Raw genomic sequence first — 21,426 nt, 5'->3', positions numbered from 1 at the left:
GGACGGTGATGGGCGTGCCGTGCTGGTCGCTGCCGGAGACCATCAGGACATCGTTTCCCTTGGCCCGGTGATAGCGCGCGAAGATGTCCGCTGGAAGGTAGCAGCCTGCGATGTGGCCGATGTGGAGGGGGCCGTTGGCGTAAGGCCAGGCCACCCCGATGAAAATGCGCTCTGCCATAGAGGCTCTGCTGCTCCGTGAAAAAATGTTCGTGACGAGGTGCGACGGATATTCTAGCACACGCGGGCTATGACCGCACCTGAAGCCCCCGACGCTGCGTTGCCTTACCGCGACGGATTCCTTTACACCGCTCCATAGCCATGCTACACTTGGGCAAAGTGAGAATCAGTCCAGGCGAAGGAGGACTCCGCGATGGGTCGTAAAGACGCTCCCTGGCATGAGCCGAAGAAGCAGAAGAAGGACGCCAAGAAGGAGCTGAGCACCAAGTCTCCTCCTATCCCGCCGGTGGAGCCCGAGGTCATCCGAAGCAAAGGGAAGAAGCCCAAGGAAGAAGAGGGGTAGCTTCGGCGTTGGCCTTTGCATCCGAGGCGCATCTCACTGCCACGATCTACGGACGCGTCCAGGGGGTCGGGTATCGTGCGTTCGTGGAAGGGTGGGCTAGGGCGCTGGGTCTTTCAGGGTACGTGCGCAACCTGCCTGACGGCGCGGTAGAGGTGGTCGCCGAGGGCTCTCGGGAGCGGCTGGAAGCGCTGCTCGAACGCCTGAGGGCAGGTCATTCCCTCGCTCGCGTGCAGAGAGTCAGCGAAATCTGGGCGATCCCGACGGGCAGCTTCCAGGAGTTCCATGTCCGCTCTTAGCCTTCGGTCTTACCGCGCCGGCTCGTCACGGCGGAATCCATAGAAACGATCGTGGCTCAGGAGCCGGGTGATGGTCGCGACGGACGTATCCCGGCTCTGCGCCGTAGCTGAGTTCCATCTGCCCAGGCGGTGAGCTATCTCCCCCGCGGAAAGCGGTCGGTTACCCTCCGCCAGTAGCACGCGGAAAGACGCCTCCCCCAACGAGAGAGTAGGTTCCAGGAAACCATCCTCCTTGCCGCAGCAGCTCTTGAAGATGCCGATAGCTTTCTCCGGCGAGATGTCGGGGTCTCGTTGGCCCCACTGGCGCTGGTGCTTCGGGCACATGCGGCGGACGAGCAGCACCGTCAATGATCGGCCCCGCGCCTCGTACCACGCTACGTCTATGGAGAAGTGGGCCACCGGTTGCACTGGTTCGACTTTCTGTTCCGCGGCCTGCTGCTTCCGTGAAGCTCGTGGAGACATCGCACTATCCCCCAACTGTTCTAGTCCTGCTCGTCGAGAGCCTGGTACTCATCCCAGTCCAGCATCAGCACCCGTGCCGTCTGTCCGGCGTTGAGCTGGGCCACGTCCTCTGGACAGATAGCCAGTCCATTCGCCCTTGCCATGGTGGTCAGTATATTTGATCCCTGGGAGCCGGACAGGCGGGCGTAGTAGCGGCCACCCCGCCGGGTGACAGCGCATCGGGCGTACACGCGCCGTCCATCGCTGTTAGTGATAGGCTCCTCCAGAATGGCCTCAATGGACGGCTTGTCCAGCTTCTTGCGCCCCTGCATCTTGAGGATGGCCGCGCGCGCGAAGATTTCGAAGGCGACCAGGGCGCTCACCGGGTTGCCCGGCAGACCAAGGTGCGGGACACGCCTCTCGCGGCCCCCCGGCAGCCGTTGTACGAGCGCGCCGAAGGCCAGCGGCTTGGCGGGCCGCATCCGGACGGTCCAGAAGGCGACTTCTCCCTTCTGGGCCAGCACGTCCTTGACGATGTCGTAGTCGCCGTGGGAGACGCCGGCGGAGGTGATGAGCATGTCCGCCTCTAGGCCCTTTGCTATCTTGGCCTCCAGGTCTGGCAGATTGTCCCGCGCGATGCCCAGCACTTTCGGGATGCCTCCGTAGCGCAGCACCGCGGAGGCGACGCTGTAGCTGTTGCTGTTATATATCTGGCCTGCCTCAAGGCGCAGACCAGGCTCCATCAGCTCGTCCCCCGTGGCCAGGACCGCGACGACAGGCCGTCGGACTACTCTGGCGGTGGCGCGGCCCACCGAGGCGAGCACGCCGATGGCCGCGGGCCGCAGGACGGCGCCCGCCTCCATGACGGTTGTCCCCTTCCGCACGTCCTCTCCGGCATTGCGGATATGAGCGCCCGCGCTGAACGCTTTGCGGATGGCGACGTCCCCTCCCGCGCCGGGAGATCGGCGCCGGTTCATCTCGTCTGTCTCCTCGAAAGGCACCACGGTGTCCGCGCCGCGCGGAACGGGAGCGCCCGTCATGATCCGGACCGCCGTGCCGGGCCGCACCTCGCCGGGGAACACGCGGCCCGCGGGTGCTTCTCCGATGACGCGCAACGTCCGCGGCGCGGTCAGGCTGGCGTCTCGAATGTCCTGGGCGCGCACCGCGTAGCCGTCCATCGCCGAGTCAGGCAACGGCGGAATGTCCACCTCGGCGCGGACGTCTTCAGCCAGCACCCGCCCCAGGCATTCGAGGAGCGCCCGCTCCTCAGCCTCCAGGACGGGAGTATAGCGGAGAATACGCTCCAGCGCATCCTCCACGGAGAGCATAGCCGGAATCTTCATGGGGCACACCCGCAGGGGTTCTTTTTACGTGCGCAGAGAAGCGGCAAACTCACGCTGGAGGCGCTTCAAGATGTCATCCAAAGCCTTCTGCGCCTCTTCAGCTGTCAGCGTGCGGTCGGACGTCTGCAAGGTGATGCGACAGGCGAGCGACTTCTTCCCCGGCGGGACCTGCGCGCCCGCGTACACGTCCACTAGAGTGGCCTGGGCCACCAGGCTGTGCCGCTGGATGGCTTCCAGCACCTGCTGCGCGGCAACGCCCGCGTCAATGACGACGGCCATGTCCCGGACGGCGGGCGGCACGCGCGGCACGGTCCGGAACTTGCGCGGGGCCGTGGACAGCAGCGGCAGCAGGCGCTCCAGGTCAATCTCCCAGAGTGCGACGGGCCGGGAGCGCACGTCAAAGCGGTCGAGGACGGCGGGATGCACCTCGCCCAGAACGCCAACGGCGGCGCCTTTGAACTCCAGTCGGGCCGAGCGTCCAGGGTGCAACAGGGAGTCCTCGGCGGGAACGAAGGCGGGCGCCAGGCCGAGCCGGGCGAACAGGGACTCCAGCACGCCCTTTGCCTCATAGAAACCCTGGGGTCCCGGGTCTGTGAGCCAGGACGGCTCGCTCCGTGGGCCGCACAGCACGCCGATCAGGATGGTGCGCTCTTCAGGCAGGTCCTTGGCGCGAGGGAGATAGACTCGCCCTACCTCGAAGAGCCGGATGGGGCCTTCCTCGTGCCTCTCGTTGGACGCAAGCGTCGCCAGCAAGTTGGGCCGCAGGCTCGTGCGCAGGTACTCCTGGTCCGGACTCATGGGGTTGGCGACCCGAAGGGGTGCGGGGCTGGCCGCTCCCACCTTCTCCAGTGCGACGAGGCTCACCAACGAGTAGGTGATGACCTCCTGCATCCCAAGCGCGGACAAGGCGTCCCGCATCTGTTCCGACAGCTCGCGCAGGGGCTGCGGGTTGTACGCGGGCAGCGCGCCGGCGTTCAGCGTCGTGGGCATCTGGTCGTAGCCGATAGTGCGGGCGATCTCCTCCGCCAGGTCGTCCTCCGACGAAATGTCCATCCGCCAGTAGGGGACGGTCACCATCAAGTCGGAGCCGCCGCCGCGACGCTTGCACTGGAAGCCCAGGCGAGACAACACCTGGGCTATCTTATCCCAGAACATGTTTTCAACGCCAAGCACCTGGTGGACGCGGTACTCCCGCAAGACAAGGGGCGCGCGCGGGCTTTTGCCAGGATAGACGTCAATGACGCCCGTGGCCGCCGTCCCGCCGCATATCTGCGTCAGAAGGTGCGTGGCGCGACGCAGCGCGGGCAGGGGCAGATCCGGCGACAGGCCCTTCTCGAACCGGAGCGATGCCTCCGAGCGCATGTTCAGTCCGCGGGCGGTGCGCCGCAGAGCGATGTTGTTGAAGTTGGCGGACTCCAGCAGCACGTCAACGGTCCGCTCCGAGACCTCCGTGTCCGCGCCGCCCATGACGCCCGCAAGGGCCACGGCGCGGTGCGCATCCGCGATGACCAGCATCTCAGGGTCCAGCGGGCGGTCCACGCCGTCCAGTGTGGTCATACGCTCGCCCGAACGCGCCCGCCGCACAATGACGCGTCCCTCGCGCAGGGTGAGGAAGTCGAAGGCGTGCAGCGGCTGGCCGTATTCCAGCATGACGTAGTTGGTGACGTCAACGACGTTGTTGATGGGACGCATGCCCGCGCGGGCGAGCCGGTCCTGCATCCACCGGGGCGATGGCCCAATCTTGACGCCGGTGACGAGGGCGGCGCAGTACCGCGGGCAGAGGTCCGCCGCCTCTATCTCCACGCGCGCCAGCGACTCGATGGGCGCGCCCGCTTCAGTGTAGCTCGTGTCTGGTGAACGGACGGCGCCGCCGCCGATTGCGGCCACCTCCCACGCGATGCCCAGCATGGAAAGGCAGTCAGGCCGGTTGGCGGTGACCTCCAGGTCGAGCACCGTGTCGCCCATGTAGTCGGCCAGGGGCGCGCCGACTGGCGCGTCCGGGGGTAGTACGATAATCTGGGAGTGGTCCTCCGACAGGCCCAGCTCTCTCTCCGAGCAGCACATGCCCGCCGACTCCACGCCGCGGATGCGCGCCGGCTTGAGGACGGCGGGTTTGCCCGTATGCCCGTCAACAAGGCTCGCGCCCACCCGGGCGAAGACGATCTTGTCGCCGACGGTCAGGTTGGGAGCGCCGCACACGATGGTCATGCGCTCGCCGCCCACGTCCACCGTGGCCAGGCGCAGGCGGTCGGCGTTCGGGTGCGGCTGCACGTCCAGCAGTTGCGCGACGAACACGTTGTCCCATGCGCCGCCGATGCGCGAGACCGTGCCCACCTCTATGCCCGCCATGGTCAGGCGATGGGCCAGCGCCGGGATGTCTCTGGGGACATCCACGTACTCGCGGAGCCAGGAGATGGGGACTTTCATGCCATTCTGTAGAGCCTTCCTACTTTGTTGGGCCTTTGGAGACGAACCGTTTCAGGTAGCCTCTGTACCAGTCAATGAAGGCGTAGGCGTGGCTGGGGCAGAAGTTCTGCCGCTTACACACCGGGCAGGTCGTCTTGTCGCTCAGGTACACCTTGCGTCCCTGATAGGCGACCTCCTGGCCGGGCCGTAAGGAATTGCCGTTTGTAGCATTAGTCATAGGCAAACGAGAGACCTCAATCTATAGCTTTCTCAGCCTGCGCACAAGCTCGTCCTTTGGGACACCCGTGATAAACCTCAGTTCGTCCAGGATACCGTTCAAGGTCTTCTTTCCAATTGTGGCGTGCATGGGCACTGTGATGATATGTCCCGATGCGGAGCTTTGCTCTCGGAACTGGGCATGACTCCCGCGCTGTCGCACAAGGACAAAGCCACAACTGTCCAAAAGTCGGCGTACAGAGCGTCCACTAGCCGGCGGCAGCTTTTCGGCCACCGCGCACCTGGGCATCCGCCAGAATCAGGATCTCCAGCTTTTCGTCCTTGCTCAACGCCTCCTGGAAATGCAAATAGGACGCCTCCTTGATATTCTTGTAGACCTCGTCTAGACTACGACCCTGTGTAAAAATTGCATAGCCCAGCGCCCGTGCTCCCCACCGGCGTCCGTCTCGGAAGACCTCGAACTTCAAAAGCATACGTTGCCGGCCTCCTAGAACTGCCGCAAGAAGCGCAGGTCGTTAGAATAGAACAGCCGGATGTCGTCAATGCCGTACTTCAGCATGGCGATGCGCTCGGGTCCCATGCCGAAGGCGAACCCGGTGTAGCGCTCAGGGTCGTAGCCCACGCGCCGCAGCACCTTGGGATGGACCATACCCGCGCCCATGATCTCGATCCATCCGGTGTCCTTGCAGACGCGGCATCCCTTGCCGTCGCACAGGAAGCAGTCCACCGCCATCTCCGCGCCCGGCTCGACGAAGGGGAAGTAGTCGCAGCGGAAGCGCGTCTTGCGTTGCGCTCCGAAGATGCGCCGCGCGAACTCGGTCAGCGTTCCCTTGAGGTCGGCGAAGGTGATGCCCTCGCCGACGGCCAGGCCTTCCACCTGATAGAACATGCTCTCGTGGGTGGCGTCCGTAGCCTCGTAGCGGAAGACCTTGCCGGGGATGACCACGCGGACTGGAGGCTGTTGCTTCTCCATCACCCTTATCTGCATGGGCGAGGTATGGGTACGCAGGAGCATGGGCCGCTGGCCTTTGTCGTCGGCGTAGTCAATCCACAGGGTGTCCCACATGTCCCGCGCGGGGTGGCCCTGCGGGATATTCAGCGCCTCGAAGTTGTAGACATCCCACTCGACCTCCGGCCCCTCGACGACCTGGAAGCCCATTGCGACAAAGGCGCTGCATATCTCACGGACGATTTGCGTGGTCGGATGGAGCCGCCCGACGCCGGCGGGCCGCCCGGGGGCCGTGACGTCAATGCGCTCCGCCTCGAGGCGGAGCGCGGACTCGGACCCCTTGAGCGCACCCTCTTTCTCGGCGAGTTTGCCCTCCAGGAAGGACTTGAGGGCGTTCGCCTCTGCGCCCTTGGCGCGGCGTTGGTCGGGAGGCAGGTCGCCCAGAGCGCGGAGCACCTGAGTCAGGCGGCCCTTGCGGCCCAGATAGGCGACGCGCCACGCTTCCAACTGGTCGGTTGCGCCTGCCTTGTCCAGCTCCGCGACGGCCTGGGTTTTCAGCTCTTCCAGATTAGCGGTCACGCATGCTCCCGGAGAGTAACATACGCGGTTGCCCGTGAGGAAGGAAGGCCGTCCCGCGCGTCGGCTTCCGTCGAGTCATTATAGGCGGGCATAGAGAATGCCGCAAGACGCGCGGCCTGTCCGCCAGGGCATGTCCTGATGTGAAGTCGTGTATGCGTTCACTTGACGTGTCCGTTGCTGATGTCCAGCTTGTGCAGCCAAAAAGATGGCGGCCTGGGTACAGGCCGCCATCTACAGTGCAGGATTCTACCAGGAGGTCGTGCTACGTCGCCAGGGCGGCCTTGGCCTTCTCCACAATCTGCGTAAACGCAGCGGGGTCGCGCACGGCGAGCTCCGCCAGCACCTTGCGGTCAACGCTCAGGGAGGCTTTCTTGAATCCCGCCATGAACTGGCTGTACGAGACGCCCATTTGCCGAACGCCCGCGTTGATCCGCGCGATCCACAGGCGCCGCATGTCCCGCCTGCGCTCCCGCCGATGGCGGTAGGAGTAGGTCAGGGACTTCATGAGGGCCTCGTGAGCGCGGCGGTAGAGCTTGCTCTTGGTGCCGCGCTGGCCCTTTGTCTGCTCGAGGACTTTCTTGTGGCGTGCCCGTGCGGGTACGCCGCGTTTGACGCGAGGCATGGTCTGATACTCCTATTTCGGGAAGCTTGTCCCGCCCTTTTTCACTCCGTAGGGGAGCAGCCGCGTGATGCGCTCCGTGTCAGCGGGATGGACGGGCAGCTTGTCGGTGTAGGTGCGCTTGACCTTGGCGGGCTTCGTGCGCCGCAGATGGGTGATATGGCCCTTGCGCCGCAGGAGCTTGCCGGTTCCCGTGATGTGAAAGCGCTTGGCGGCGCCCTTATGCGTCTTCAGTTTTGTTCTGGGCTTATGCATGCGCGACGCACCTCAAATGTTTAGGCTTCCTTTGCCTTTGCCTCTTGGACTTGCTCTTTTACTGGTTCCTTGCCTGGCTTTACAGCAGGCTTGATTGCGGTGGGTATCAGGATCATGCCCAGGAAGCGCCCTTCAAAGATGGGGGGCCGCTCTATTTTTGCCGCCCCTTTCAGAGTCTCCACAACCCGCTTCAGGAGAGCCACTCCCAACTCAGGGTGCGCCATCTGACGTCCCCGGAAGACCACCGCCAGCTTGACCTTGTTCCCCTCCACCAGGAGGTTCCGCGCTCTGCGTACCTTGTAGTCCAGGTCGTTGTCGCCGATGCCGGGACGGAAGCGCACCTCGCGCAGTTCACTGATGTGCTGCCCCTTGCGGGCGTCCTTTTCCTTCTTGGCCTGCTCGTACTTGAACTTGCCGTAGTCCATCAGCCGACAGACCGGAGGCACCGCGGTGGGCGCCACCTCCACCAGGTCAACCCCCCGCTCTCGGGCCATCTGGAGGGCCTGGAACGTGGGCATGACACCCAGTTGCTCCCCTTTGTCGTCAATGATCCGGACCTCGCGGGTGAGGATCCGTTCGTTGAGGCGGTATTCCTTAATTATGCTCGGTACCTCCTGAAGGGCTACGTAAGCTAAGAATATAGCATAAGTGCCGGTAGCATGCAAGTGCGAAAATGGCGAGAACCCCGTGAAAAGACATCCAGGGAAACGGCTTTGCCCGTTATTCCAACGCCTTGTCCTGGACAGCCTTCTGTATCTGAGCGATGAAATCCGCCAGTGGAAGGCCCTTGCGATTCTCTCCCCGCCGAGTGCGTACGGACACGGTGGAGCCGTTTACCTCTTCGTCGCCGAGGATGAGCATGTAGGGGACCTTCTGGATCTGGGCGTCCCGGATCTTGCCGTTCATGCGTTCTCTGCGCTCATCTATCTGGACGCGCAGGTCCTGGGCTTTCATCGCCGACGCCACCTGGCGCGCGTAGTCGTTATGCCGGTCGGCGATGGGGATGACCACCGCCTGGACTGGCGCGAGCCAGACGGGGAACGCGCCGCCGAAGTGCTCGACGAGCACGCCGAAGAATCGCTCGATGGACCCCAGCAGCGCGCGGTGTACCATCACCGGGCGGTGTTCCTTGCCGTCTTCGCCCTGGTACGTCAGGTTGAAGCGCTCCGGCAGGTTGAAGTCGAACTGGACGGTGCTGCATTGCCAGGAGCGGTTGAGAGCGTCCTTGATCTTCAGGTCAATCTTCGGCCCGTAGAAGGCCCCTCCGCCCTCGTCCACCTGGACTTCAAGCCCCTTCTTGGCCACGGCGCGACGCAGCGCCTCCGTCGCCATCTCCCAGTCCTCCGGGCGTCCCACGAACTTGTCCGGCCGGGTCGCCAGGTACACCTCGTACTCCGTGAAGCCAAAGGTGCGCAGCATGGACAGGGTCAGGTCCAGGACTTTGACTACTTCCTCCTCCACCTGGTCAGGCCGGCAGAAGATATGGGCGTCGTCCTGAGTGAAGCCTCGCACCCGCAGAAGCCCGTGGAGCACGCCGCCGCGCTCGAAGCGATAGACCGTGCCCAGTTCCGCGATGCGGATGGGCAGCTCGCGGTAGCTGCGCAGGCGCGAGCCATAGACCATGATGTGGAAGGGGCAGTTCATGGGCTTGATGTAGTACTGCTGCCCCTCAATGTCCATGGGCGCGTACATGTTCTGGGCATAGAAGTCCAGGTGCCCGCTGGTCTGCCAGAGCTGGGCCTTGCCCATGTGCGGTGTGAAGGACATCTCGTATTCGGCGCGGTAGTGCTCACTGCGCCAGAAGTCCTCGATGATGGTGCGGATGCGCGCCCCCTTGGGGTGCCAGAGAACAAGGCCGGCCCCGATCTCCTCGTGGACGCTAAAGAGGTCCAACTCCTTGCCCAGCTTGCGATGGTCGCGCTTGGCGGCCTCCTCAAGACGGTGCAGATGCTCCTTCATCTCGTCCTGCGACTCGAACGCGGTGCCGTAGATGCGTTGGAGCATGGGCCGGTGCTCATCGCCGCGCCAGTATGCGCCCGCTATGCTTAGCAGCTTGAAGGCCTTCAGGTCGCCGGTGCGCGCGACGTGGGGGCCTTCGCACAGGTCTGTGAAGGAGCCGTGGGTGAACAGGGAAATCGGCTCGCCTTCGGGGATGCTGTCCAGGAGTTCCAGCTTGAAGGGCTGGGACTGGCAGACGTGGCGGGCCTCCTCGCGGTTGATGACGCGCCGCTCGAAGGGCACGTTGCGGGCGATTGTCTCCCGCATGTGCGACTCGATCTGCTGGAGGTCCTCCGGCGTCAGCGCGCGGGGCAGGTCGAAGTCGTAGTAAAAGCCGTCGTCGGTGGGAGGGCCGATGGCCAGCTTGCCCTCCGGAAAAAGCGACATGACGGCCTCCGCCATGACGTGCGCCGCCGAGTGGCGGATACGATGGCGGAGTTCAGCCAGGTCCTGTTGTTCCTTCACTGTTGTAGCCAACACCAACCTCGGGCAAAGAATACCCCCCGCCCGGACGCGCGAGGGGCTGACGGCATTCGGCTCTTGTCCGCCTGCGTGACTTTCAGTGGTGGGCGGTCGCTGACAAACGGTGAAACTCCGACCGCCTCGCGCCCCCCGTTCGGCGTATCGGGCAATATGGGTAGAGTATAAACTACCGTCGCCTCTACCTTGTCAACCTCTATGCGATCCACAAAGGACTTCAAGAACGCCTTGCGCTCCACGATGCCTGAACCCTCCAGAAACTCCTTGAGGTCTTTGGCGTAACTCCGAACGGCCTTGGGCTCCAGTCGGACATGAACGCCTCCGGTCTTACTGATGGCCCGGCTCGGTCGACGCATGGACGTGTACGACGCGCCAGGCCCCGTCTTCTCGGCGGCAGACAGCCGTCACACGGACCTGGATCTCGGAGCCATCGGGCATCCGGAAGCGCGGCCGGTCCCAGATCCAGCCCACGTTACCCTCGGCGTAGGCCTCGGCGTCGCCGGGAACCAACGCCATGCCGGCGGCGCGGAACTGTTTGCTCTGCTCCTCCATGATGCGCAGCACCTCGCCCGGCCCGCGCCCGAACTCTCCCGAGTCGGTGCCAGCGAGGAGGAGCCTCTCGTCGCCGGAAAGCACTTCCCTTGCGACCGCCATATCACCCGTCTCGAACACGCTGTAGAATCGCCCAATAAGCTTGCTCAGTTCGCTCGATAGCTCCATCCTACATCTCCTTGAAGTGGCCTAAATGGTACACCTCTTGCCAACAACCAAGACGGCAATTTTATTCAGTAAGCTGGCTGGCATCAATAGGCGAGAGCGAAGGTAGCCGAGAAAGTTTCACCTTTTATCCAAAAGTGGTGGGCGGTATAGGAGTCGAACCTATGACCTCAGCGATGTCAACGCTGCGCTCTAACCAGCTGAGCTAACCGCCCGATGCGAGGTGCATGCCCGATGAGCGCCCGCGGGGTCGCCACCTGGTCGCCTTCGGGCTACCGGGGCCGGACAGGGTCGCTGTGCCGTCTACGGGTCCTCGCAATCGCCTAGTCTATCAGATAGGGTCGTGTCGGTCAAGGCGCAATACAAAGCCAAAATGGGCATAGGACGCGCGTATCTCGGTTGACCGCGCACGTGTCGCGCGCTACAGTGAGCATCGGACCAGCCTGGCAATCGCAGACTTAGTGCGGCAGTACGGGCCGCGGGACGAGGCGGAGACGATGACGACCTTTGAACACCGCAGCCGCGTGGAAGCGCCCGCCGAGGATGTCTTTGCGTGGCACTGCCGTCCCGGCGCTTTCGAGCGGCTGACTCCTCCGTGGGAAAATGTCCGCGTCCTGGAGCGGGAAGGCGGAATCGCCGAGGGAGGCCGTGTGGTCATGGATGTGCGCAAGGGTCTTCTGACCCTGCGCTGGGTGGCCCGCCACACTGACTATCAGGAGGGGCGTCAGTTCGCCGATGTGCAGCTCCGCGGCCCGTTCGCGGCCTGGCGGCACCTGCATCGCTTCGTCCCTGATGGCGACGGTTGCATCCTCGATGACCGCGTCGAGTACCGGCTTCCGCTGGGATGGGCGGGCGATCTTCTGGGCGGCGCCTCTGTCCGTCGGACGCTGGAGCGCGCATTCCACTATCGCCATGAGCGCACGCGGCGGGACATGGCGCGGCACCGCGCCGTCGCGCGGTACGGGCCGCAGCGGGTGGCCGTCACCGGCGCATCGGGACTGATTGGCGGCAGCCTGACGCCGTTCCTGGAGAGCGGCGGCCACCGCGTGCAGCGCCTGGTGCGACGTCGCCCCCGCGCCGCGGCTGACGAGGTGCGCTGGGACCCCGCGTCGGCGACGATTGACAGCGCCGCGCTGGAGGGAGTGGACGCAGTGGTCCACCTGGCGGGCGCAAGCGTAGGAGACGGGCTCTGGACTTCCGCCCGCAAAGAGGCGATCTTGCGGAGCCGCGTGGACGGGACCAGGCTGCTTTGCCAGACGCTCGCACGTCTGACGCACCGCCCACGCGTAGTGGTGGCCGCATCCGCGATAGGGTACTACGGCGACCGCTGCGACGAGTTGCTGACCGAGGAGAGCGCGCCGGGGGACGACTTCCTGGCCCGTGTCGCAATGGAGTGGGAGTCGGCGACGGATCCGGCGCGGCAGGCGGGCATCCGCGTGGTCAACCTGCGCATCGGGTTCGCGCTGTCCGCCGCGGGCGGCGGGCTACCCAAGCTGCTCCTTCCCTTCAAACTGGGCCTGGGGGGTGTTGTGGGAAGCGGGCGCCAGTACATGAGCTGGATCGCCTTCGACGACTTGATCGGGGCTATCTACCACGCCATGTTCGCTGAGGGGTTGTCCGGGCCTGTCAACGCGGTAGCCCCGACTCCCGCGACCAACGCTGATCTGAGCAAGACTCTGGGTCGGGTGCTGCGACGACCCGTCGTTATGTCTTTACCCGCCTTCGCGGTGCGGCTGGCCGCGGGCGAGATGGGCGAGGCGCTGCTGCTCAGCGGCCAGCGCGTCCTGCCGGCCAGGCTGGAGCAGAGCGGGTTCCGGTTCCTGCATGCGGACCTGGAGGGCGCGCTCCGCAGCGAGCTGGGTCTGGCATAGCGTCGCCGTGGATGGGACCGCGCCGCAACCTCGAACACTGTGGACGTGCGGGTGGTATAATCAAAACCGGTTTTGAACGCTGAACGAAAAGGTGGGTAACCGTGGCCCTCGCTATTCTGGTGCTGGTCCTTATCATTGCGGCCTTCGCGTCAGTCATCATCTTCACTCAGGCCTCGGTGTACCTGTCGGTTATCGCCGTCGGTCTCGCTCTGGCCCTTCAGAAGTACGTGGCGAGCTACTTCAGCTACTTCGTCATCAACCTCTCCAAGCTATTTTCCCCAGGCGACCGCATCCGCATCGGGAATGTCAAGGGGGACGTGAAGAAGATAGGCGTGTTCCATTTCACGTTGGATGAGGTTGGGGAGGACGAGAAGCTTGGAGGCGAGCTCACCGGGCGCACGCTCCACATCCCCAACCTCATTGTGCTGGACCAGCCCGTCCTCAACTACTCCAAGACGTACTCGGTGAAGGACAAACCCATCAAGTGCAACCTGATATTCGACGAAGTGCGTATCCCCATCACCACGCAGAGCGACCTGCGCCAGGCCGTCCAACTCCTGGGCGACATCATCACTGAAGAGGATCAGGGCCACCTTGCACAGGCCAAGCTGACCTTTGGGCCTGACTATCCGAACTTCGTGCGGGAGGCGGAGGATGGGCCGCGCATCATTCTCCACGTGGAATCGCAGCGGGTCTGGCTCAAGGGCAAGTTCGTGACGCCCTACGAGACCAGGAACCAGATGAAGACCCAGATATACCTGCGGTTCATCGAGCGGACCCGTCAGGAGCCCAACATTCATCTGGCCTAGGTTTTCGCGGGTCGTCCCATCGCGGCGGCCCGTGCCTCCCCGTATGCCGCCAGCGCGCGTTTCCGCGCCATCGCGTGGTTCACGATGGGTGCGGGGTAGTTGCGCCCAATGACGCAGCCCGCCCGGCGCTGTGTCTTCAGAGGCATCCGCCACGGCTCGTGGATGTACGTTTCAGTCATCTGCGCCAGCTCCGGCGCCCATAGGCGTATGTACTCACCCCGCGGGTCGAACTTCGCGCCCTGTCTTGCAGGGTTGAAGACGCAGAAGTAGGGCGCGGCGTCCGTGCCTGTCCCCGCCGTCCGCTGCCAGCCGCCGTTGTTGGACGCAGGGTCGCCGTCAACGAGCTGCTGCAGGAACCAGCGCTCGCCCCACGTCCAGTCAATGAGCAGGTCCTTGACGAGAAACGAAGCGGCGATCATCCGAGCGCGGTTGTGCATCCACCCTGTCTGCTTGAGCTGGCGCATGGCCGCATCCACCACGGGATAGCCGGTGAGCCCGGCGCACCACGCGGTGAACTCATCAGGGTTGTTGCGCCATCGGATTTCCCGCAGGTCTTCGCGAAAGCTCTCGTGGCTCACGCGCGGGAAGTGGTAGAGCACCGCCGCGAAAAACTCGCGTCGGACGATCTCCGTCAGCCATGCTTCCGCGCCGCGTCGGGCCTCGGGGTCCGGCGCGCTCGCGACGGCCCGCTGAGACGCCACGACAGCCTGCCGCGCGGAGACCATGCCGAAGCGCAGGTACGGCGAGATGGCGGAGGCGCCGTGCAAGTCGAGGCGGTCGCGTTTCTCAATGTAGTGGTGCACAGACGCCTCCGGGCCATTGATGAACGCGTCGAGCCGCCGTAGCGCCTCCGCCTCTCCCGGCGGGAACGGCGTGTCGGGGGCGGGCGCGGCGTCGGCGGGCAGCGAGACGCTCGCCACACCCTCTGGCGTCGGAATGCTTGACGGCGCGGGAAGCGGCGTTTCCGCCCGCGTCTCCCACACGGCCTTCCACGCGCGGCTGAAGGGCGTGAATACGGTGTACGGCTCGCCGTTGTCCTTCACGGTCGCCCGTGGCGACAGCGCCGTCGCTCCGCCGACCAGCCGTAGCGTGACGCGCTCGGCGACGCGTCCATCGCGGCGGCGGGCGTACGGTGTGTAGTCCTCCTCGGCGTAGATGGCGTCAGCGCCGACCTCAGTCCGCAGAGCGGCCAACTCCTGTTCGGGGGCGCCTCGGCGCACTACGAGGCGGCTCCCTCTGCGGCGCAGGTCCGCGTCCAGTTGGCGCAGGCCACTCAGCAGAAAGGCCAGGCGCCTTGAGCCGACCGCGGGCGAGGCGAGCAGGCTGGTGTCCAGCACAAAGACAGGGACAACCCGGCTGCCGTTGGAGAGCGCCGCGGCCAGCGCCTGGTTGTCCGTGAGGCGCAGGTCGCGGCGTATCCACCAGATAGCAATAGTCATGGTCGCGTTCAACTGTAGCACTCCGGCTCGTTCATATCCAGTGGAGCCGCGCGGGGCGGCGTCGGCCTGGGCGCGCGCGAACGCCTGGCACATTGGGATATGTTGCAGCGGTGAGGAGACCTGCTATTATTGTTCCGGTCTTGGGACAGGCCGCGGCACGAGCCACGTCCTCGGAAGGAGATGAACAAAATGACGATCAGCCTTAGCGCCAAAGGAAAGGGCGCGCTGGAGGGAGTCAAGGTCATAGACATGACTCGCTTTGGCGCGGGCCCCATCTGCACGCAAAACCTGGGAGATATGGGCGCCGAGGTCGTCAAGGTGGAGGAGCCGAACGGCGACCCGGCCCGTTACAACGCGCCGCTAAAGGGGGACGTGGGCGGGTACTTCCCCGCGTTCAACCGCAACAAGAAGAGCGTCACCCTGAACCTGCGTGACCCAAAGGCGAAGGCCCTGTTCCGCAAGCTGCTCATGTGGGCCGACATAGTCGTCGAGAACTTTCGCCCGGGCACCATGGAGAAGCTGGGCATCGGCTACGACGACCTGCGCAAGGTCAACCCGCGCATCATTCTAGTGTCCATCACGGGCTTCGGCCAGACCGGGCCGCTGGCCGGACGCGCGGCGTTCGACGGCGTGGCCCAGGCGGTGGGCGGCCTCATGGCCCTGACGGGGTTCCCCGACAGGGAGCCTGTGCGCGCGGGCGTCCTTGTGGGCGACATGACGGGCGGCATGGTCGGCACCATTGGCGCGCTCACCGCGCTCTACCACCAGAAGGCGACGGGCGAGGGACAGCGCGTGGACGCCTCCATGTATGACGCGCTGCTTGTCCTGCTCTCGGCCCGCATGATGACGCACGTGCGAGGCGCTCGCGTGTCCCGCGGCGATTATTCGCCGGTGGCCCCCTGCGGCACATTCCTGTCGAAGGACGAGAAGTACTTCTACATCATGGCCCACGACAACAACCACTTCCCGCATGTGGCGCGTTTGATGGGCCGTCCCGACCTCGCGGACAAACCCGGCTACAAGACCCGCGCCGAACGCTCGAAGCGCAGCGCGGAGTTGAACGCCATGCTGGGTGCGTGGGTGGCGTCCAAGACCGCTGCCGAGGTGTCCGCGGACCTGGACAAAAATGGGATACCCTTTGGCCTGGTGCAGGACGTGGACGACGTTCTGCGCGACCCGCACGTGCGGGCGACAGGGACGATTGTTGAAGTTGACCACGAGGGAGAGCGCCTGCCGCTGGTGGGGCTTGTCCCCAAGCTGTCCGTGACGCCTGGCTCCATCCGCTCCATCGCGCCGCACCTGGGGCAGCACAACGAGGAGGTCTATTGCGGCACTCTGGGCCTGTCCAAGACCGAGTTGGCCGAACTGAAACGGGACAAAGTCGTCTAGTGTCCTGTTTCTGAAATACGCTTACGAATTGTCATTGCGAGGACTCCGGCTTGCCGGAGGACGAAGCAATCTGGAGGAAGGGTACACCCCGCAGCCAGCTTGCCACGGCCCTCCTTCGTCGGGCCTCGCAATGACATTGACGGCGAATTTCGGAACACTACACTAGCTCGCGGGTGCGCCGCGCAATGCAAGCAGAAAGAGGGAGGTCCTGATTCGTCAGGGCCTCCCTCTTGTGTTCACGCTTGCTCTACAGGCAGTCAGCGCGCGCGTCGCTAGCCGGACGCCGCGGCCTTCAGCATGAACTTTAGCGCGTCCTGCGCGCAGCGGTCGGGAAAGGCCGTCGTGATGTGGTGCTGCGCGTTGGGAATGATGACCACCTCCGCGTTCGGCATGGCTTGCTTCATCGCATGGAGCCGTGGAGGGGGAGCCAGGATGCTCTTCTCGCCGCCCATGATGAGGGTGGGAACGCGAATCTTCGGCAAGAGGGGCGTCAGGTCCGTGCCCCCAAGTCGGCTGATAACGCTCACGATGCTTTCCGGCTTGGTCTTGGAAAGCTCCTGCTGGTACCAGTCAATAAGCCCTTGGGGCACCTGCTCCGGATTGAAGCGTCCGTACATTGTCCATTTGGCCCAGGCGGCTGTGCCCTCGGTTTGGAGGATGCGAATCTCCTCGGGGATGCGCGGCGCCAGGTCGGCGAACATGTAGGGCGCGGCGCAAAACACGAGGCTGCGCACACGCTCCTGATAGTCGTGTGTGAACTTGAGGCAGATGGTGCCGCCGAGGGTCTCGCCGAGCAGGTGGACCTTCTCCAGTCCCATCTTGTCCATGAAGCCGCGCAGGTCCTGCGTGAAGCTGTCCACCGAGTAGCGGAAGTCCGCGGGCGCGGGCGAAGACTGGCCAAAGCCACGCGCGTCAATGCGGTACACGCGGAAGTGCCGGGCGAGATAAGGCGCCCATGCGTACCACATGCGGCTGCTTTTGGCCACCCCGTGGTGCATGATCGCCACCTGCGGCTTGGTCCAGGGGTCGGTGAAATCGTCCACCTCATAGTGCATCTCCAGGGTCGGGTCAATGCGGACTTTGGGCATGGAACCCCCTTTCACAGCGTGCGCTGGCGCCATTATACAGCCGCTTGTCAGCGGGGGCGCATGGGAGCATAATGCGGAGGTTATGCTTCGGTGTCGTTCTTCATGGCGCACCGCGCGCGGAAGCGCTCTCACGCTTCTTATGAGCGCGGCGGCTGTGCTTCTGGTGGTTCTGCTGGCGGCTTGCTCAGCATTACCATCGCCTGCACCCCCGTCTACTCCGGCGCCCGCGCCCGTGCTTCCACCCACACCCACTCCGACAGTGACTCCTATTCCCCAGGCCACGCGCGACGCGGTCGTCCGCTTTGCCGCGGCGTTGCAGGGGCTGGACTCCGATACCGAGATGTGGTGGCGGGACTTCGATGCCTACATGAAGCGCGAGTCCGCCAATGAGGGCACCCCGTTGCTGGGGGATTTTGATAGCCTGTCAGGCCGCTACGACAACCTTCTGGACCGCCTGAGGCGCATCGCGCCTCCCAGTGACCCGCTCGCCCGTGAGGTCTCCATTCGATGGGTGACCGCGTACCTGAAAATGCAGGACTTCGTGGGCGCCCTCCGAGAAGCTGTGGCCTCCCGAAGGGGTGACCTGAACAAGATTCAGGCCTTGGACGCGGCGAGCAACGAGGCGGGCATGCAAGCGGACAACGCCATGCAGGCGTTGGTCGCCAAATTCCAGTTGAAGCCTGAAGAGATTGCGCCGCTGGTCCCACAGGGACAGCCAAAGCCTTAGGGATCGGGGGCGGGTTCTTCCGCGAGAGAGGGTGGGGCGGCCTCCCCGCCGGGAGCGGGAGCCTCAAGCAGGGCCTGCGCCCGCGGTTGTACGCGCCGCGCGGTGGTGATGAATCCGGTGTGCGCCACCATCCGATGGTCAGGTCGCATGCTCCGTTGCTCCACGTGCCACGTGCGCTGGAGCACTTCAAGAGTAAGCGCCATCTCGTACCCCGGCACGGCGTTCAGCTCCATCACCAGGCGGTGGACCTGGAGCACCGTCGGCAGAAAGCAGAGCAGGATGCCGCCCAGCCGCAGCGCCTTTGTCGCGCTCTGCACCACGAGCCAAGGCTCTGGCACGTCCAGCACCATGCGGTCCAGCCCCTGCTCCTCAATCCCCTGGTAGATGTCCCCGGACCGCATCGTCAGGTTCTCCGGCACGCCGCCCAGGAACGCCTCGATGTTGCGCGCCGCGTGTCGGGACGCGTCTTCTCTGTTGTCATACGTGATGACGCGGCCCGTGGCGCCAACGGCGCGCAGCAGCGCCAGCGTAAGAGCGCCTGATCCGGTCCCCGCCTCGAAGACGCGTGCGCCGGGATAGATGTCGGCGGCAAGGAGGATTGCGCCCGTGTCCTTGGGGTAGATGATCTGGCTGCCGCGCTCCATCTTCAGCAGGTACTCCGCCAGAGTGGGACGCAGCGTCAGCAGCTTGTGGCCCGTATTGGTCGGGAGGCGCGCGCCTTCTTCCTGGCCGATGACCGACTCGTGGGGCAGCATGCCCAGATGAGTGTGCAGCACCTTGGCTTTCGCCAGGCGCGACATGTATTGGCGTCCCCTGTGGTCAATGAACACCACCAGGTCGCCCTCCACGAATGTTCGTCGCTCGTCAGTCATGCTCTCTCCGGTCATTTCAACAGAAAAGGACCCAGACCGCAAGGCCGGGCCCTCGTCCTTTCACGCCAATCTCTGGCTATGAGACCTTCGCCATCTCCGCCAGGACATCCTTGACGTCCGGCAGACTGGGCCGTTCATAGATCTTCTTCCAGCGCACAATCCCGTTCTTGTCCACCACTATCACGGCGCGGAATGGAGCGCCCAGCTTGGGGTCCATCAGTCCGTAGGCCTCGGTGACCTTGCCCTTTGGGTGAAAATCGGAAAGGAGCGGATAAGAAACACCTCCAAGCGCAGCGGCCCACGCCTTGTGCGTGGCCACGCTGTCGCAGCTCAGACCAATGATCTGGGCGTTCCGCTCCTCGAACAGCTTGCGTTCCGTCTGGAACGACGAGACTTCGTTGGTTCAGCCTCCCGTAAAGTCGAAGCGGTAGAACAGCAGGACGGCGCTCTTCGTCCCTTTCAGGCTGCTCAGGGTAAAGCTGTCTCCCAGGTGGCTGGGAAGGGTAAAGTCCGGCGCCACCTGTCCGACGCTGACTTCAGGCATGTGCTACCTCCTGTGAAGTGTGGGGCGGCAAACCATAACAAGCCCCGAAAGCGTACGGGGCCTTATGATTGTAGTGTACCTTCGCGCAGGTTGTCTAGCCGTTGGCCAGCGCGGGTGGGTTTTACATTGCTTTGCAACTTGACGACGCCCCGTATTGCAAGTAGCATAACATGATAACCAGCTAGCTCTATGCGGCTTGGCAGGCTAGCGAAGGTTAGGCCAGGACGGATATGGAGGTATTACGCGTGGACGCCGTGGTTGTCGTAATTGCCGTCCTCGCCGCGCTCGCTATTGGAGGTTTGGTCGGTTTCTTCGCCCGTGGGAGTATCCTGGGCAAGCGGCTCCAGGCTGTGCAGACCGAGGTCGGCAAGCTCATGGAGGATGCCCAGAGCAAGAAGAAGGAGCTCCTCGTTGAGGCTAAGGACGAGGCCTTGCGGATCAAGCAGGCGGCGGAACAGGAAAGCAGGGAACGCCGCGTTGAGGTCCAGCGCCTGGAGCGCCGGATTGCCCAAAAGGAAGAGAACATTGACCGGAAACTCGAATCTCTGGAGCGACGCGATCGAGGGCTGCAAACCAAAGAGCGGGAACTGGATACCCTGAAGTCAGATCTGGAGGAAGGAAAGAAGAAGCAGCTTTCCCAGTTGGAGGCTATCGCCAGCCTGACCAGCGTGGAGGCGAAGGACATGCTGCTCAGGAAGGTGGATGCGGAAATCCAGCAAGAGACGAACCGCAGGCTGTGGGAGGCCGAGCAGCACATCAAGGAGGAGTCAGAGCAGAAAGCCCGGTTGATTGTGGCGGAAGCCATTGAGCGCGTGGCCACGGATGTCGTTTCCGAAGCTACGACTGTGGTGGTGTCCCTGCCCAGCGACGATATGAAAGGGCGACTCATCGGGCGCGAGGGACGCAACATCCGTGCGCTGGAAAACGCCACCGGCGTGGACCTGATCATTGACGACACTCCCGAGGCGGTGACGCTCTCTGGCTTTGATCCCGTTCGCCGGGAAGTTGCCCGCCTGGCTCTGACCAAGCTCATCCAGGATGGGCGCATTCATCCCGTCCGCATCGAGGAGATGGTGGAGAAGGCGAAAAAAGAGGTGGAGGAGGAGATGCGCCGCGCGGGAGAGCAGGCCGTCTATGAGGCCGGCGTCACGGGATTGCACCCTGAAGTGGTGCGGCTGCTGGGCCGGCTCCGCTATCGGTACAGCTATGGTCAGAACGTGCTCCAGCACAGTGTGGAGGCGGCGCTTCTGGCCGGGCTAATGGCGGCGGAACTCGGCGCCAAGGTGCAGGTCGCCAAGATGGCCGCCATGCTTCACGACCTGGGCAAGGCCCTCACGCACGAAGTGGAAGGGGGCCACGCCGAAATCGGGCGTGACATCGCCAAGAAGTACGGCATAGCCGACGAAGTCGTGGACGCCATCGAGGCCCATCACCACGACACCGAGCACATCAGCGTGGAGGGGTTCCTGGTCAACGCCGCTGACGCCATCAGCGGGGCCAGGCCCGGCGCGCGCCGCGACTCCCTGGAGCACTACGTGAAGCGCCTTCAAGCCCTGGAAGAAGTTGCGACGAGCTTCAAGGGCGTGGAGAAGGCCTATGCCGTCCAGGCGGGCCGCGAGGTGCGGATCATGGTGAAGCCGGAGGAGATTGACGACGTGGGCGCACTGAAGCTAGCGCGTGACATCGTCAAGAAGATCGAGGACAACCTCATCTACCCGGGGCAGATCAGGGTGACTGTCATACGGGAGACGAGGGCCATAGAATACGCCAAGTAGTTGCTAAAAAGGAGCGCCCCCGCGGGGGCGCTCCTTTTTAGCAACTACTTGGCGTATTCTATGGCCCTCGTC

At 64.2% G+C, this 21,426-nt stretch carries 23 protein-coding genes and 1 tRNA gene; 7 read left to right on the top strand and 17 right to left on the bottom strand.

What is annotated here, in order from left to right; genetic code table 11:
* Window positions 1-205 (bottom strand): class I tRNA ligase family protein (locus Q7T26_08255; protein MDO8532144.1); only part of this gene is annotated, 205 nt, incomplete at its 3' end.
* 165 nt (window positions 206-370) lie between these two features.
* Between Q7T26_08255 and Q7T26_08250 the strand changes: the two genes are divergently transcribed.
* Together Q7T26_08250 and Q7T26_08245 are read left to right on the top strand one after the other, a co-directional pair.
* Window positions 371-520, top strand: coding sequence for a hypothetical protein (locus tag Q7T26_08250; protein ID MDO8532143.1), 150 nt, complete (start codon window positions 371-373; stop codon window positions 518-520).
* An 8-nt stretch (window positions 521-528) separates the two neighbouring features.
* The gene (locus tag Q7T26_08245) at window positions 529-816 is read left to right on the top strand and encodes an acylphosphatase (GenBank protein MDO8532142.1); all 288 of its coding nucleotides are present in this window, start codon (window positions 529-531) and stop codon (window positions 814-816) included.
* A 9-nt stretch (window positions 817-825) separates the two neighbouring features.
* On the opposite strand, the gene Q7T26_08240 is transcribed toward Q7T26_08245, so the two are convergent.
* From Q7T26_08240 to Q7T26_08185, 12 genes are all read right to left on the bottom strand, one after another.
* Window positions 826-1,278: a hypothetical protein gene (locus tag Q7T26_08240; GenBank protein MDO8532141.1), complete on the bottom strand. Its 453-nt coding sequence runs from the start codon at window positions 1,276-1,278 to the stop codon at window positions 826-828.
* Window positions 1,279-1,298: 20 nt separating this feature from the next.
* Complete coding sequence (locus tag Q7T26_08235) at window positions 1,299-2,600, bottom strand: molybdopterin molybdotransferase MoeA (protein ID MDO8532140.1); 1,302 nt, start codon at window positions 2,598-2,600, stop codon at window positions 1,299-1,301.
* 24 nt (window positions 2,601-2,624) lie between these two features.
* Window positions 2,625-5,027: a phenylalanine--tRNA ligase subunit beta gene (gene pheT, locus Q7T26_08230; GenBank protein ID MDO8532139.1), complete on the bottom strand. Its 2,403-nt coding sequence runs from the start codon at window positions 5,025-5,027 to the stop codon at window positions 2,625-2,627.
* A gap of 19 nt (window positions 5,028-5,046) precedes the next feature.
* Window positions 5,047-5,244 (bottom strand): hypothetical protein, encoded by a 198-nt coding sequence (locus Q7T26_08225; GenBank protein ID MDO8532138.1) that lies wholly within the window; start codon window positions 5,242-5,244, stop codon window positions 5,047-5,049.
* Window positions 5,245-5,491: 247 nt separating this feature from the next.
* Window positions 5,492-5,716, bottom strand: a complete 225-nt coding sequence (locus Q7T26_08220; protein MDO8532137.1) for a type II toxin-antitoxin system HicB family antitoxin — start codon at window positions 5,714-5,716, stop codon at window positions 5,492-5,494.
* A 14-nt stretch (window positions 5,717-5,730) separates the two neighbouring features.
* Window positions 5,731-6,771: a phenylalanine--tRNA ligase subunit alpha gene (pheS, locus tag Q7T26_08215; GenBank protein ID MDO8532136.1), complete on the bottom strand. Its 1,041-nt coding sequence runs from the start codon at window positions 6,769-6,771 to the stop codon at window positions 5,731-5,733.
* 262 nt (window positions 6,772-7,033) lie between these two features.
* A complete protein-coding gene (gene rplT / locus Q7T26_08210) occupies window positions 7,034-7,393 on the bottom strand; it encodes a 50S ribosomal protein L20 (GenBank protein ID MDO8532135.1) in 360 nt (119 codons plus the stop codon).
* Between the two features lie 12 nt (window positions 7,394-7,405).
* Window positions 7,406-7,645: a 50S ribosomal protein L35 gene (gene rpmI, locus Q7T26_08205; GenBank protein ID MDO8532134.1), complete on the bottom strand. Its 240-nt coding sequence runs from the start codon at window positions 7,643-7,645 to the stop codon at window positions 7,406-7,408.
* A 20-nt stretch (window positions 7,646-7,665) separates the two neighbouring features.
* Window positions 7,666-8,247 carry a translation initiation factor IF-3 gene (gene infC / locus Q7T26_08200; protein MDO8532133.1) on the bottom strand — a complete coding sequence of 194 codons (582 nt, stop codon included), beginning with the start codon at window positions 8,245-8,247 and terminating at the stop codon, window positions 7,666-7,668.
* Window positions 8,248-8,365: 118 nt separating this feature from the next.
* A complete protein-coding gene (gene thrS, locus Q7T26_08195) occupies window positions 8,366-10,045 on the bottom strand; it encodes a threonine--tRNA ligase (protein ID MDO8532132.1) in 1,680 nt (559 codons plus the stop codon).
* Window positions 10,046-10,450: 405 nt separating this feature from the next.
* Entirely contained in the window at window positions 10,451-10,843 is a 393-nt protein-coding gene (locus tag Q7T26_08190) for a nuclear transport factor 2 family protein (protein MDO8532131.1), read from the bottom strand.
* Between the two features lie 135 nt (window positions 10,844-10,978).
* A tRNA-Val gene (locus tag Q7T26_08185) sits at window positions 10,979-11,055 on the bottom strand.
* Window positions 11,056-11,337: 282 nt separating this feature from the next.
* Here Q7T26_08185 and Q7T26_08180 point away from each other — a divergent pair.
* Together Q7T26_08180 and Q7T26_08175 are read left to right on the top strand one after the other, a co-directional pair.
* Window positions 11,338-12,711 carry a TIGR01777 family oxidoreductase gene (locus tag Q7T26_08180; GenBank protein ID MDO8532130.1) on the top strand — a complete coding sequence of 458 codons (1,374 nt, stop codon included), beginning with the start codon at window positions 11,338-11,340 and terminating at the stop codon, window positions 12,709-12,711.
* Window positions 12,712-12,812: 101 nt separating this feature from the next.
* On the top strand, window positions 12,813-13,520 hold the full coding sequence (locus Q7T26_08175) for a mechanosensitive ion channel (GenBank protein MDO8532129.1): 708 nt from the start codon (window positions 12,813-12,815) through the stop codon (window positions 13,518-13,520).
* Here the strand turns inward: Q7T26_08175 and Q7T26_08170 are convergent.
* Window positions 13,517-14,959, bottom strand: coding sequence for a deoxyribodipyrimidine photo-lyase (locus Q7T26_08170; protein MDO8532128.1), 1,443 nt, complete (start codon window positions 14,957-14,959; stop codon window positions 13,517-13,519). The genes Q7T26_08175 and Q7T26_08170 overlap by 4 nt on opposite strands.
* Window positions 14,960-15,148: 189 nt before the next feature.
* On the opposite strand from Q7T26_08170, the gene Q7T26_08165 reads away from it, so the two are divergent.
* On the top strand, window positions 15,149-16,348 hold the full coding sequence (locus Q7T26_08165; GenBank protein ID MDO8532127.1) for a CoA transferase: 1,200 nt from the start codon (window positions 15,149-15,151) through the stop codon (window positions 16,346-16,348).
* A 272-nt stretch (window positions 16,349-16,620) separates the two neighbouring features.
* Here the strand turns inward: Q7T26_08165 and Q7T26_08160 are convergent, their stop codons facing one another.
* Window positions 16,621-17,436, bottom strand: a complete 816-nt coding sequence (locus Q7T26_08160) for an alpha/beta hydrolase (protein MDO8532126.1) — start codon at window positions 17,434-17,436, stop codon at window positions 16,621-16,623.
* Between the two features lie 232 nt (window positions 17,437-17,668).
* On the opposite strand from Q7T26_08160, the gene Q7T26_08155 reads away from it, so the two are divergent.
* Complete coding sequence (locus Q7T26_08155) at window positions 17,669-18,163, top strand: hypothetical protein (protein MDO8532125.1); 495 nt, start codon at window positions 17,669-17,671, stop codon at window positions 18,161-18,163.
* On the opposite strand, the gene Q7T26_08150 is transcribed toward Q7T26_08155, so the two are convergent.
* The gene (locus tag Q7T26_08150) at window positions 18,160-19,035 is read right to left on the bottom strand and encodes a tRNA (adenine-N1)-methyltransferase (GenBank protein MDO8532124.1); all 876 of its coding nucleotides are present in this window, start codon (window positions 19,033-19,035) and stop codon (window positions 18,160-18,162) included. The two genes, Q7T26_08155 and Q7T26_08150, sit on opposite strands and share 4 nt — an antisense overlap.
* A gap of 76 nt (window positions 19,036-19,111) precedes the next feature.
* On the bottom strand, window positions 19,112-19,579 hold the full coding sequence (locus Q7T26_08145) for a redoxin domain-containing protein (GenBank protein MDO8532123.1): 468 nt from the start codon (window positions 19,577-19,579) through the stop codon (window positions 19,112-19,114).
* A 230-nt stretch (window positions 19,580-19,809) separates the two neighbouring features.
* Between Q7T26_08145 and rny the strand changes: the two genes are divergently transcribed.
* Complete coding sequence (rny, locus tag Q7T26_08140; protein ID MDO8532122.1) at window positions 19,810-21,354, top strand: ribonuclease Y; 1,545 nt, start codon at window positions 19,810-19,812, stop codon at window positions 21,352-21,354.
* The last annotated feature ends 72 nt before the right edge of the window (window positions 21,355-21,426 follow it).

The sequence above is a fragment of the Dehalococcoidia bacterium genome (assembly GCA_030648205.1).
Taxonomy (GTDB): domain Bacteria; phylum Chloroflexota; class Dehalococcoidia; order JAUSIH01; family JAUSIH01; genus JAUSIH01.
The sequence above is the reverse complement of the archived record's forward strand: the minus strand, read 5'-3'. Positions and strand labels throughout refer to the sequence as shown.

Bases quoted from the DNA above. Each gene is read 5' to 3' on its own strand.
- Q7T26_08250 (MDO8532143.1), top strand. From the start codon at position 371: ATGGGTCGTAAAGACGCTCCCTGGCATGAGCCGAAGAAGCAGAAGAAG.
- thrS (MDO8532132.1), bottom strand. From the start codon at position 10,045: ATGGCGGAGGCCGTCATGTCGCTTTTTCCGGAGGGCAAGCTGGCCATC.
- Q7T26_08235 (MDO8532140.1), bottom strand. From the start codon at position 2,600: ATGAAGATTCCGGCTATGCTCTCCGTGGAGGATGCGCTGGAGCGTATT.
- Q7T26_08225 (MDO8532138.1), bottom strand. From the start codon at position 5,244: ATGACTAATGCTACAAACGGCAATTCCTTACGGCCCGGCCAGGAGGTC.
- rny (MDO8532122.1), top strand. From the start codon at position 19,810: ATGGAGGTATTACGCGTGGACGCCGTGGTTGTCGTAATTGCCGTCCTC.
- Q7T26_08190 (MDO8532131.1), bottom strand. From the start codon at position 10,843: ATGGAGCTATCGAGCGAACTGAGCAAGCTTATTGGGCGATTCTACAGC.
- Q7T26_08165 (MDO8532127.1), top strand. From the start codon at position 15,149: ATGACGATCAGCCTTAGCGCCAAAGGAAAGGGCGCGCTGGAGGGAGTC.
- rpmI (MDO8532134.1), bottom strand. From the start codon at position 7,645: ATGCATAAGCCCAGAACAAAACTGAAGACGCATAAGGGCGCCGCCAAG.
- Q7T26_08160 (MDO8532126.1), bottom strand. From the start codon at position 17,436: ATGCCCAAAGTCCGCATTGACCCGACCCTGGAGATGCACTATGAGGTG.
- Q7T26_08220 (MDO8532137.1), bottom strand. From the start codon at position 5,716: ATGCTTTTGAAGTTCGAGGTCTTCCGAGACGGACGCCGGTGGGGAGCA.
- Q7T26_08150 (MDO8532124.1), bottom strand. From the start codon at position 19,035: ATGACTGACGAGCGACGAACATTCGTGGAGGGCGACCTGGTGGTGTTC.
- Q7T26_08180 (MDO8532130.1), top strand. From the start codon at position 11,338: ATGACGACCTTTGAACACCGCAGCCGCGTGGAAGCGCCCGCCGAGGAT.
- Q7T26_08240 (MDO8532141.1), bottom strand. From the start codon at position 1,278: ATGTCTCCACGAGCTTCACGGAAGCAGCAGGCCGCGGAACAGAAAGTC.
- rplT (MDO8532135.1), bottom strand. From the start codon at position 7,393: ATGCCTCGCGTCAAACGCGGCGTACCCGCACGGGCACGCCACAAGAAA.
- pheT (MDO8532139.1), bottom strand. From the start codon at position 5,027: ATGAAAGTCCCCATCTCCTGGCTCCGCGAGTACGTGGATGTCCCCAGA.
- Q7T26_08170 (MDO8532128.1), bottom strand. From the start codon at position 14,959: ATGACTATTGCTATCTGGTGGATACGCCGCGACCTGCGCCTCACGGAC.